The organism is Acinetobacter sp. YH12151 (genome assembly GCF_013418355.1).
Classification (GTDB): domain Bacteria; phylum Pseudomonadota; class Gammaproteobacteria; order Pseudomonadales; family Moraxellaceae; genus Acinetobacter; species Acinetobacter pseudolwoffii.
The window spans coordinates 36866-47852 of sequence record NZ_VPCG01000026.1; the positions used below are offsets into that span (position 1 = coordinate 36866).

Annotated in this window: 12 protein-coding genes; 5 read left to right on the top strand and 7 right to left on the bottom strand. The window is 39.1% G+C overall.

Annotated elements, in window-relative coordinates; translation table 11 throughout:
* Positions 1–14 precede the first annotated feature (14 nt).
* Positions 15–458, bottom strand: a complete 444-nt coding sequence (locus FTU82_RS10460; protein ID WP_171248492.1) for a hypothetical protein — start codon at positions 456–458, stop codon at positions 15–17.
* A gap of 314 nt (positions 459–772) precedes the next feature.
* Between FTU82_RS10460 and FTU82_RS10465 the strand changes: the two genes are divergently transcribed.
* Both FTU82_RS10465 and FTU82_RS10470 read left to right on the top strand, forming a co-directional pair.
* Positions 773–2203, top strand: coding sequence for a diguanylate cyclase (locus FTU82_RS10465; protein ID WP_074382822.1), 1431 nt, complete (start codon positions 773–775; stop codon positions 2201–2203).
* Positions 2204–2251: 48 nt separating this feature from the next.
* Entirely contained in the window at positions 2252–3742 is a 1491-nt protein-coding gene (locus FTU82_RS10470; RefSeq protein WP_159515793.1) for an amidase, read from the top strand.
* Between the two features lie 19 nt (positions 3743–3761).
* Here the strand turns inward: FTU82_RS10470 and FTU82_RS10475 are convergent, their stop codons facing one another.
* Complete coding sequence (locus FTU82_RS10475) at positions 3762–4931, bottom strand: MFS transporter (RefSeq protein WP_180040006.1); 1170 nt, start codon at positions 4929–4931, stop codon at positions 3762–3764.
* A 679-nt stretch (positions 4932–5610) separates the two neighbouring features.
* Between FTU82_RS10475 and FTU82_RS10480 the strand changes: the two genes are divergently transcribed.
* Complete coding sequence (locus tag FTU82_RS10480; protein ID WP_005096822.1) at positions 5611–5787, top strand: hypothetical protein; 177 nt, start codon at positions 5611–5613, stop codon at positions 5785–5787.
* 439 nt (positions 5788–6226) lie between these two features.
* On the opposite strand, the gene FTU82_RS10485 is transcribed toward FTU82_RS10480, so the two are convergent.
* The gene (locus tag FTU82_RS10485) at positions 6227–6496 is read right to left on the bottom strand and encodes a hypothetical protein (RefSeq protein WP_100328666.1); all 270 of its coding nucleotides are present in this window, start codon (positions 6494–6496) and stop codon (positions 6227–6229) included.
* Between the two features lie 458 nt (positions 6497–6954).
* On the opposite strand from FTU82_RS10485, the gene FTU82_RS10490 reads away from it, so the two are divergent.
* Positions 6955–7590 carry an SOS response-associated peptidase gene (locus FTU82_RS10490; protein WP_074382826.1) on the top strand — a complete coding sequence of 212 codons (636 nt, stop codon included), beginning with the start codon at positions 6955–6957 and terminating at the stop codon, positions 7588–7590.
* A gap of 40 nt (positions 7591–7630) precedes the next feature.
* Here FTU82_RS10490 and FTU82_RS10495 read toward each other — a convergent pair whose 3' ends face one another.
* The 3 genes from FTU82_RS10495 to FTU82_RS10505 form a co-directional block, all read right to left on the bottom strand.
* Positions 7631–7771, bottom strand: a complete 141-nt coding sequence (locus FTU82_RS10495) for a hypothetical protein (protein WP_005096816.1) — start codon at positions 7769–7771, stop codon at positions 7631–7633.
* A 211-nt stretch (positions 7772–7982) separates the two neighbouring features.
* Positions 7983–8384, bottom strand: a complete 402-nt coding sequence (locus FTU82_RS10500) for a type II toxin-antitoxin system HigA family antitoxin (RefSeq protein ID WP_005096813.1) — start codon at positions 8382–8384, stop codon at positions 7983–7985.
* 1 nt (position 8385) lies between these two features.
* Positions 8386–8676 (bottom strand): type II toxin-antitoxin system HigB family toxin, encoded by a 291-nt coding sequence (locus FTU82_RS10505; protein WP_100328667.1) that lies wholly within the window; start codon positions 8674–8676, stop codon positions 8386–8388.
* A 1293-nt stretch (positions 8677–9969) separates the two neighbouring features.
* Between FTU82_RS10505 and FTU82_RS10510 the strand changes: the two genes are divergently transcribed.
* The gene (locus FTU82_RS10510) at positions 9970–10311 is read left to right on the top strand and encodes a hypothetical protein (protein WP_005096809.1); all 342 of its coding nucleotides are present in this window, start codon (positions 9970–9972) and stop codon (positions 10309–10311) included.
* Positions 10312–10564: 253 nt separating this feature from the next.
* Here the strand turns inward: FTU82_RS10510 and FTU82_RS10515 are convergent, their stop codons facing one another.
* The gene (locus FTU82_RS10515) at positions 10565–10720 is read right to left on the bottom strand and encodes a hypothetical protein (RefSeq protein ID WP_257221966.1); all 156 of its coding nucleotides are present in this window, start codon (positions 10718–10720) and stop codon (positions 10565–10567) included.
* Positions 10721–10987: the final 267 nt, after the last annotated feature.

A 10987-nucleotide genomic window follows, 5' to 3' on the forward strand; every position in this document is an offset into this window, starting at 1 on the left:
TTATTATTTGCAATTTAAGGCAATACGCGTCTGAGCACGGCAAAACATTGCTCGGCTTTTTCATTGGCGCAGAAGTTAATAGTATAAGGGTTTTGCCATTTCACAAAATACTGCGAAATTTCACCAGACTGATCCATCTGATTGCCTGAACAGTCTTTTTCATTATTGTCATATTTTACTTGCAGAATTAGCGCTGGAATCTGCTGCGAAGGATCCTGTGCCGGCTGATAGTCATACAGCCCTGACGTCCACTCATCGCCACTTTTAATCACCACATTATTATTGCCTTTAAAATTATAATATTCGATACATTTTTTATTATTCGGGATTTCCATTCCCCACAATCCGACAATTTCCGGACGGGTTTTCACGGTAAATGTATTTGGGATTTCAGCAGCTTTAGCAGGAACATTCGCTGGTTTTTTATTTTCTGTCGCCATTAGCCAAGGTGAGCTCATGAGTAAGATAAGGCTAAGACATATTTTTTTCATATTTACCGGCATCTTGTTAACAATTGATTCTAAATTATCATATTTTTTGGGATCGTGTCCCGCTCTAACGCAATTTCAATACAGAGTCAGAAATTATTTATCACATTGTTTAAAAACATGGATTTCTTTTCTGACTTTTTTTGTATATATTTCGTATATAAGAATCTTAATAGTTCGTATTAATAACAGATTAATCAAACAATAAAATTATATTTTGGGTCAAACTTAGTTACTGAACAAAGTGATCATTCACACTTAGAAATTTGAATAGGATTTTAAATTTGCAATTAGCTCGAATAACAGAACAACAGTTAAATCATGAAACCTATGCTTATTTTGTCAGTGTTTTCGCTGTTTTAGTCTGTTGTTTTATTGGGATCGCAACCAGACCGATTGAGTACCTGGCCTTATTGTGGCCGGCCAATGCTGCCTTGTTAGCCCTGTTCTTACGCTTTCCACATTTAAACAATATGGGAGGTTGGCTTGGTGCATTCAGTGCTTTTATGTTTGCAGATCTGGTCACCGGAAACAGCCTATTACAAAGCCTGTTTCTTACCCTGTCTAATCTGATCAGCACTATTGTTTCGATATTCTTTATTCGATATTTCAAGATTAATTACAAATACTATAATACCGGTTATACCTTCGTTCATTTATTTGGCATCTTCGCTTTTGCCGGCTGTCTGGCCAGTGCGGCTTTTGCAGTTCTCACCTTGCCGAATCTACCCAATTCATTCATGACCAAAGAAAATTTATGGATTGATTTTGGTCTGTGGTGGACCGGTGAAATGGTGAATTATATTGTGTTTCTCCCTTTAATCTTGGCATTCCCAAGAATAAAAGACATGCAGTACTTATTTAAAAACCGTCGCCAAAAACGTAATTACTTCAGCTATTTTTTACCTGCATCTTCAGTCGTGGCCTGTATCATCATTACCAATATTTTTGCAGGCCCCGGCGCAATGCTCTACCCTCTGGCTGCACTGATTTGGGCTGCATTGACCTATCGCCTGTTTACCATGACCATCATCAATGCCTTTGTGATTATCCTGACCTATTACAGCCTGACCCAGTTTTATGCCACCAATCACACCATCCTGGCAGACTCTACGATTTATATTTCGCTCCGGATCGGGCTGTTTATGCTGGCCTTATCTCCGCTCATACTGTGTATTATCAGCCAAAACCGCAATGAGCTGTTTAAACGGGTCTTGTATCTGGCCAATCACGACAGTCTAACGCGTACCATGAATCGTCATTTTTTCTTTCAGAAGGGTGAATATTTACTGCAATATGCCAAGACGATGGAATTTTCAGTCATCATGCTGGATATCGATTATTTCAAACGCTTGAACGATCATTTTGGCCATCATGTCGGTGATAAAGTCTTACAACACTTTGCGCAGATTGTACGTAACAATTTGCGTGCTCAAGATCTGTTTGCACGGATTGGTGGCGAAGAATTTGTGCTGTTACTCTGGAACACCGAGCCTTTTGAAGCTCAGGATATTGCAGAACGCATACGTAAACGTGTAGAAAAAACCCCGATGCATCAATCAGATGGTTCAGACCTCTACATTACCGTGAGTGTAGGGATTACCCATCAAAATGAACCACAATCACAAGACCTGCAAAACCTGATCAATATTGCAGATCAGGCCTTATATCAGGCCAAACATCGTGGACGTAATCAGGTGGTGCTTGCATCTTAAACTAAAATCATCTACAACCTTGAACAGCATTAACGCTAGGGAATGGCAATGAAATTAGAAGAATATCTACAATATGACGGTTTAGGATTGGCTGAACTGGTCGCCAATAAACAGGTACATTCCAGTGAACTTTTATCCGCTGCCTTAGAGCGTAGCTCAATTGCCAATCCCGAACTGAATGCTATTATTATTCCCATGCATGAGCATGCATTAAAACGGACCCAGCAGAATTTATCCGGACCTTTTGCCGGTGTGCCTTTTCTGGTCAAAGACCTGTTTCAGGAATATGCAGGTTATCCAACCTCTTATGGCTGTCAGGGCTTAAAACGGATCGGTTATATTGCCGAAACCAATGCCGAGATTGTCAATCGTTGGGAAAAAGCTGGAATTGTCACTTTTGGCCGTACCAATACGCCTGAATTTGGCATTAAAGGGATTACCGAACCAGATGCCTGGGGTAGCTGTAAAAATCCATGGAATTTACAACATAATAGCGGCGGCTCATCGGGTGGCTCGGCTTCTGCTGTGGCTGCCGGCATTGTACCAATTGCGGGTGCAGGCGATGGCGGCGGTTCGATACGTATCCCCGCTTCATATTGCGGGCTGTTTGGTCTAAAACCAAGTCGTGGCCGTACCCCCTGGGGGCCGCAAATGAGTGAGGCCATGCATGGTGCAGCGATTCAGCATGTCCTGACTAAAACAGTGCGGGACAGTGCTGCAATGCTGGATGCCACGCATGGTGAAGATCACAGCTCGCTATTTAAGATTCAGCGTCCACAGCATCATTATCTGGATGTGATTCAGCAACCACCGAAAAAACTGAAAATTGCCTTTAATCCCCATTCTACCATTGGCACGCCTGTCTCTCCGGATGCTGTGAAAGCCATCGAACAGACGGCCAAACTGCTGGAATCTTTGGGACATGAGGTGGTTGAAGACCGTCCGGCCATCGATGGCATGCAACTGGCCAAGGATTTTATTACCACCTGGTTTAGCCAGTTTTCATTTATGCTGGATGAAATCCAGAAAGGCTACCCGTCTAAAGCGAAGGATTTTGAACTGGACTCTTTAGCACTGGCGGCTTTTGGAGCTAAAACCAGCGCACTTGATTATATCCAGAACCTGAATAACTGGGGCCAGTACGTGACCCAGATGAATCATTTCTTTGATGATTATGATCTGTATCTGACGCCTGCAACCGCAACCGTCGCACCGAAAAATGGCGAAGTCAAAACACCTGCATGGCAGAAGCCAATTTTAAAGGCTTTATTGGGTGTAGGTAAGGCCCATCTGCTGGCACAAGGTAAACTGGTCGATCAGATTGTCAAAGAAAACCTGAAATGGGTACCTTTTACTCAACTTGCCAATATTACCGGGCTTCCAGCCATGTCAGTGCCGTTGTACTGGAATGAACAAAACCTGCCGCTCGGTTCGCAGTTTATTGCACCCTTTGCCCGTGAAGACCTGCTATTGCAATTAGCTGCTCAACTGGAACAGGCACAGCCTTGGGTTCATCAGTACGCCAAAATTCGGATCTAAATTTTAAGCATCAGAGACATCATGAAGATATCTTTGATTGCTCAACTGTATTGGGCAACCCAAAAATCAATAACAAACCAAACAAAGTCGATGCGGCGGCAAACATAAAGATGGTTTCTCCGCCAATTTTATCCCAATAATAGCCGGCCAGAATGCTGCCACTTGCTACGCCTAAGCCCCACATGGTGCTATATAAAGCCTGTCCACGGCCTTGCTGTGCAGCAGAGAAGTTCTGGAAAATAACCCGCATGGCGATCATGTGAAATAAACCAAAACTCAAGGCATGAATCGTTTGGGCAAAAAATTGTGCCACAAATGCAGATGGAAATACGCCTACAATCAGCCATCTTAAGCCAGTCATCAACAGGCAAAGTATCACCAAATGACGCCATGACCAGCGTGTCAGAAAGAAGGTAGCATAAGCAAACATAATAATTTCGGCAATAACCCCAATGGACCAAAGCAATCCGATCTGACTGCTACTAAATCCCGCCTGACTAAGATAATTACTATAAAAACTATAAAACGGCGCATGTGAAAACAGCATGATCAGTTCAATCAGAAAAAAACTGTATACAACCGGGCGCTTGAAAATCGGCCAGAGGGCTTCCAGCTTTTTCTGTGTAGTAGGCGCCGCCGTAGGTTCTTTAATGCTAAAAGACCAGAGAAAAGCCAGAAATGAAATACACAGCAATAAAACTGGAAGCATGCTAATGCTGATAATTTCAAAGATGGCGCCCAAGCCGAATACACCGATAATAAATCCAACCGAACCCCATTTCCGGACTTTTCCATAAAGTTCTGCTCTTTTTTCCCCGAGCCAGAATAGAGTCACGCCTTCAAATTGTGCCAAAATCGCATTTTGAAAAAAGCTGAAAATCAGCATCAGTAAAGCCACTGACTGAAAGCTGTTAGGAATGATAAACATCATCAACCAGATACAGGCTTCCATCCAGGTGGCAATCCGTACCAGCAACATGCGCTTACCAGATTTATCTGCAATCCAGCCCCAAATAAAAGGCGCAAAAAACCGAGTGAGAATCGCAATAGAAGATAAAATACCGATTTCCTGATAGTTAAAGCCTTGATCTTCCAGATACAGACTCCAGAACGGCATGAATGCGCCCACAATCGCATAGTAGAAAAAATAGAATCCTCCCAGTCTGGTACTGATTGCAAGTGCTTGCATTAAATTGTATTCCCTTGCATCTTCAATGGCTTATAAATACTAATAGTTGCGTCATATTGCATTGAATTGCCCTTACTTGCTGTTCAAAGGTCTACAAATCCACAGAAAATATATTTTAAAAAAATTTGTAGAGTGCACCCTAAGGCACGAAATTTTCGTAAGTTTATGGCTAAATGTGGCTAAAGTAAAAAATCAATATTGAAAGGCATTTACAATGCGTAAAACATGAATCTATTTTTATAGAGCAACCTCGGATAAAAATGGGAATATTTTTAAGAAGGAGTTATTTCAATTCACCTTTGATACTTAATAAAGCAAAGTTACGGGAATATTGAATACTTTTGAAATAAAAACACGCTTTAAATCTTCTCTCCAAATAGCTAAGCCACTGATTTAAAATCTTCAATCCTCTATTTAAGAGGCCTATTTTTAGAACTAAAATACTCATTGTGGAGTTTAGGTATCGAAGCAATATCCGATAATTCCATTGACTTCGCACTTTAGTAGACAAATCATCTACCTGCACCATAATTCAAAAATATGCCGAAATATGAATAAGATATAAATCTCGAAATCCTACATATCGCTACACTCGCATCTCTAAATCATCTCATTGTAAGTGCTTTTAATATGCCATTTTAGGCAGGTCGAATCTTCGACAATTAAAATTGAGAAACTTATGTTAGTTAATACAAATACTGCTCAAAAAGCGTCTTTCAATCAATTTTCTAATAATGCGACTGAGAACAAACCCAAGCCAAATGAGCAAGAGCAAAAACCGAATCAAGGAGAGCCAGCTCCTATAACCAAAGAGCAAAATGATCAAAAAAATCAGGCGGATAAGAAAAACTCATAATATTATGTTGAATTAATAAAAGAAGCCTATCTCCCTGATAGGCTTTTTGCATTCAAAAGATAAACATTTTCCATAAAAGCCTGAGAAATAAAAAAGCCCATCCTATGATGAGCTCTTTAATCCAATAGATCTAATTCTTACAAGCTGCGAATTCTTGCAGTACAAATTGTTTTACACTTTCATCAAAATTTGGTCTGGAAAGAGCGAGCTTGCCATTTTTCATAGATTTATAACAATAGCTTGCGGCTACGCCTACACCAAACAAAGTCAACAACTTCATTGCTCACCTCATTAACTGTCAGATTTGAATACAAAAATTAGCATTCAAATGTGTAGTTTTCCAACCCAATTTAGAGTGTTTTTTGTACTCCATGTTAATTAATGTATGGGTAGAAAATAACAAAGCTGACCATTAGATAAGCTGTTTGAACGTCAAAGTCTAATTGTTGATGTGCATATCAACCCAATTAAGGAAGCTGTTTTTATCCGTAAATTTAGGTGCAGAACTTATGCTCAGTATTTCTTTATTTCCAAATTTACCACTAATGTTATGGAATGCTTGGACTCTAAATTCCTGAGGCTCTCCTTCGTGCAGCGTTCTAAAATACTCTACTGACTTATCAAACTCACTTTTCTCTTTAAAGCTAGGACGTTCTTTTAAAAACTCATAAACTTGTTCTAGAGCGGGTAAATAATTATTTCTAGGCATTCTGTATTCTCTAAAATTATGAGTTTTATTGTGAATGCCTATTCTGAATTAATAGTGATAAGAATGTTTAAGCTTTTCTTACCGTTTATGTAACCCTTTCTTCTTTCAAGCAGTCACGACATACTTTCACTTCTTTACCATCCGCTTGGCATTCGATTTCTGTGACACCATGAAGACCGAATAAACAAAAGATAAAATGCAGCATGACCTTTCTCCGCAAAAGATAGCTCCTTCAGGCAAAGGAGGCAAAACTGGAAATAAAACTATAGCAATGGAATCTGGGCGCTCATTTTATCGAAGATTATTTTTCATCCATTGGCGAAAAATTACATTCATATTCACCATAAAAATTCCGTTTCCAGACCCAACTACATTTACGATTTCGAATTGTTTTGAGGTCATCATTCTTATAGTTTAATTGTTATCGCAGATCAGAATGCTAAGCAAAGAGGTCGGTCATGTGTTCAAACTATGAATTCCCCTCAAAAAGTCAGCTCTCTTTATTAGATCTTCATGCAGAACAACTTGAATTGAACATGAAATCACATGTTTACCCCTTAGCACCTGCTCCTATCATGATGCGAGGTGCTGAGGGGTTTGAGTTAGATATTGCACGTTTCGGACTGATTCCCTTTTGGGCGAAAGAATTAAAATATGGTCGACATACTTACAATGCCCGAACTGAAACAATAGCGTCCAAGCCAAGTTTTCGACATGCCTGGAAAAATAACCAGTTTGCTTTAGTGCCCGTGGATACTTTCTATGAACCTAAATATATCGATGGAAAACCGCACTGGTTTGGTATTTCACGTGAAGATGGCAACCCTTTTACCGTTGCAGCCATTTATGATGATGTGCTCATTGAGGGTGAAAAAATCAGGTCCTTTTCGATGCTGACTATAAATTCCGATCAACACCTATTGATGAAACAGTTCCACCATCCAGATGACGAGAAGCGCTCGATTATTGTAATTCCTGAAGAATCACGCCATGATTGGTTATGCTGCGATCATGAACAAGCTCATGAGTTTTTCTTTGAAATGAGAGATGAGTTTAGAGCGAAACCCAGAGATCACCGGTTGTCGAAAAACTAAAAGCCCTAAAGCAAGTTAGGGCTTTTAAAATGTGAAAGAGCTATTTTTGTTCTCTCAATGGATTTTCCGGTTCTGCATTGGGTTTTTTCTCTGGCTTCACGCCCTTATACGAATCCTGATTGCCTTTATCATCATTAGATTCTTTTTGCGGATTTGATTCTTGCTCTGATTTATTGGTCATGTGTATCTCCTTTATCGATCCATTAAGAAATAAATATGACATCTGATCCTAAACATCAATATTATTTATGTTTCACATTCACTTTTTAGAAAAGCAAACTTTTCTGGAGGCGCTCTCACCTTTCACGACACTTGAAATTTAAATAATCAAATGAGCAGCGCTACCTGATTAGACAGCACAGCATGGAAATATCAGCTTAGGCGGGCATCGATTAAAAGAAAGTATCTGCCGATACATCAAAGCGCTCAGACAAGGCCTTGATATGACGGATATTCAGCTGACGTTTGCCATTCAATATTTCTGAAATTACTGATTGTGTCGCGACATCAGACAAGTCTGCTTGACTAAGCCCGTGTTGCTCCATCAACAAGGCCAAGGCCGTTCGTCCATCACCTTCTGGCATGGGTAGATGTTCATGCTCATACGCCGAAACCAGATCACCCAGTTGATGAATAAGCCCCATTAAAGGATGTGATTCATCATCACCGACAATGTCCAAAAGCTCATCTAGGGCTTCAGTTAGTGTATGAAAGTCATCCTCATTTTCCGGCTTGCTGAGCAATGGTGCAACATAACGCCAGTGATCAACGGCCTGTTTAATCATTGCATTCATTCTAACCTTCCTTCCAATGACCTTTATCATATTCATGGTGAGACAAGACATGGCGAATATAAACGCGTTTTGCCTGATACATCACCACAGCAATCAGCCGAAGCTTGTTTCCACCGATATCGAATACATGAAACTTTCCAACCTTATCTACTGCGGGAAAGAGTCTCTTCATTTCAGCAAAATCCTTAGGATGATTGGCCTTCATCAGTCGATACCAACCATCTAATGCCGTTCCAGCCTGTGGCCACTTTTGCGTTGCTTCAAGAATTCGAGCGTGGGTGATCACATGCATATATTTTATCGCATTTTGCTATATTTCTAGTATATATAAATTATCGCATTTTGCAATATATTCTTATCCGGCTATTTTAGTTCTCAATTTTAATCATTTATCGTCATGTAATCCTATTTAAATCATAATCTTATAAAGTATAGATTGTGACCCGTATCATTTAAATCCAGTTGAGTTCAATCGTTATCTTGGATTTTTATTATAAAAATTTCACCCACAAACAACCCCCCCGCCAAGTGATGATTGAACGGGGATTGAGCTTCATTAATACATCCGGTGAATTGGAACATTATTCAATATCTTTCAAGCAATCACGACACTCTTTCACCTCTTCATGATCACAGGTGTAATTGATTTCAGTCGCACCATGAAGGCCAAATAAACAAAATATAAACTGGATCATGCTTTTCTCCTGAATGTAACAAGCTTAATCAGTGATTAAGCTTGTATTGATTTTAAGACTCAATAACTCGATACGGAATAATCGGATCACGACCTGAGTAATAACTTAACCGCCTGAATACATTTCACAATTCAAGCAAAGTTAAGTTTTTGGCATTTAAGTTCGTGCAGGCTCTTCACTTTTAGTCTTTTGATCCTTCTTACAATGATCATTGCCCATCATATGACACATTTTTTCTTTGCAAGATTTAAAACAACAACCTACCATCACGCCCATGCCAAATGCACATATACATCTCATCATAGCTTTGCCCTGTCTTTTTATAAAAAGAGATATATAAATACCATCTATTCATGTTTCACTCTTGAGAGAATTTTCAGGCTTTATGTTGTATATGAAAACTTATGTGAAAGAGAATAATTAAAGTAAAAAGCTCTCATTGAGCAATCCGTGTTTATAAACAAGAAAAAGCCTGCTTAACTCTCCTAAATTAAGCAGGCTTTATAATGTGCTGATTTTCTAATTATTTTCATTAAGTTCTTGGAATGAAGCCAAGATATCACTGGCCCAGCAGTCAATCTGTGTGTGATATATAGAGGCTATGTTTCTAAATGTGCAATAAGCGTTACTTTTCTTAATTGAATGGCTTTAATTTAGGCAAAATATATTTTATTCGTTAAATTTTATGCTTAAGAGAAAACAGATGGACACTTTAGATCAATATGCATAACAATAAATTTGTTCATTTTTTAGGATAAAATTCCCTGTTGCTGTACTGTATGTGAATATCAGGAATTTTTGACTTCTTCTAAAGTTGGTAGATGACTGCTTTCTTTTTGGCTATTTCTCTCTATAATTTTTGATATGACAAATAACAAGATTTTGACATCATGATAAATCGTATACTGATTACTTTATTGATAAGTCTGACAATAAGTGGCTGCCAAAAGCAGCAAGCCGACAGTTCAGCGGAACCTGATCAAGCCCTCAAAGCCCAATTTGAACAATCAGATAATCAACTCAGTGCTTATCTGGACAAACTAGATTCTTCCAGTATTAGTCCAGAAGAAAGAACACGCATACTCTGTGAACAATATCCTAAAGAATATAAAACTCGTTATATGCCGGCTTTATTAAAACTTATGCCTCAGGAATATACAGAAAAAGGACTGCTTACAGATTTAGACAATGCCTTAAGCTTTTATAAGCAGAAAGCCAATATCCAGTGTTAATTCATACTGATTAACGTCTATAACCAAATTTTTACCCTAAAAAAACTGCCTGATTCAGGCGGTTTTTTTATGAACGTACAGCTTAAACAGAATTAACGCTACAGTTTTGGCAGATCTTATGAATCATACCCACGCTGCTAGTTAATTCTATTATGGCTGCTAGTTCTGTTGATTATTCCAGATCTTGTTGAGATTGCTGGTTTTTTTGCTGATTACGCTGTGGCTGCTGTTGTTGTTGCTGATCGCGCTGTTGTTAGTTATTCTGTCCCTGCGGCTGTTGTTGCTGCTGGTTATTTTGTTGCTGGTTTGGGTTTTGCTGGTTGTTTTGCTGACGCTGTTGATCTTGCGTACCTTGTTGGTTTTGCTGTTGTTGCTGTTTCTGTTGGTCTTGCTGTTGATTATTAGCCATGGTGTAACTCCTTACTATTTGCTTTAAATTAATTAAAAGCCGATAGAGTTTCGACTTAATATCTACTCTACGCATTTTTCAGAATTCTCCAACCTATAACCTGTTACAGATTAATTCAATGTAAAAAATGGTAAGCCAAGGGCTTTGTTGCACAAACCTAGCATCAAAAGCTTATTCAGCAATATAATTTCAAAATGAATAAGCCTGCCTCTAAAATCTACCGTACAACCAATTGGTCATCCTATAACCGAGCCTTAATTAACCGAG

Coding starts and splice junctions, on each gene's coding strand:
- FTU82_RS10490 (WP_074382826.1), top strand. CDS start 6,955: ATGTGTTCAAACTATGAATTCCCCTCAAAAAGTCAGCTCTCTTTATTA.
- FTU82_RS10515 (WP_257221966.1), bottom strand. CDS start 10,720: ATGGCTAATAATCAACAGCAAGACCAACAGAAACAGCAACAACAGCAA.
- FTU82_RS10460 (WP_171248492.1), bottom strand. CDS start 458: ATGAGCTCACCTTGGCTAATGGCGACAGAAAATAAAAAACCAGCGAAT.
- FTU82_RS10470 (WP_159515793.1), top strand. CDS start 2,252: ATGAAATTAGAAGAATATCTACAATATGACGGTTTAGGATTGGCTGAA.
- FTU82_RS10505 (WP_100328667.1), bottom strand. CDS start 8,676: ATGCATGTGATCACCCACGCTCGAATTCTTGAAGCAACGCAAAAGTGG.
- FTU82_RS10510 (WP_005096809.1), top strand. CDS start 9,970: ATGATAAATCGTATACTGATTACTTTATTGATAAGTCTGACAATAAGT.
- FTU82_RS10475 (WP_180040006.1), bottom strand. CDS start 4,931: ATGCAAGCACTTGCAATCAGTACCAGACTGGGAGGATTCTATTTTTTC.
- FTU82_RS10500 (WP_005096813.1), bottom strand. CDS start 8,384: ATGAATGCAATGATTAAACAGGCCGTTGATCACTGGCGTTATGTTGCA.
- FTU82_RS10480 (WP_005096822.1), top strand. CDS start 5,611: ATGTTAGTTAATACAAATACTGCTCAAAAAGCGTCTTTCAATCAATTT.
- FTU82_RS10495 (WP_005096816.1), bottom strand. CDS start 7,771: ATGACCAATAAATCAGAGCAAGAATCAAATCCGCAAAAAGAATCTAAT.
- FTU82_RS10485 (WP_100328666.1), bottom strand. CDS start 6,496: ATGCCTAGAAATAATTATTTACCCGCTCTAGAACAAGTTTATGAGTTT.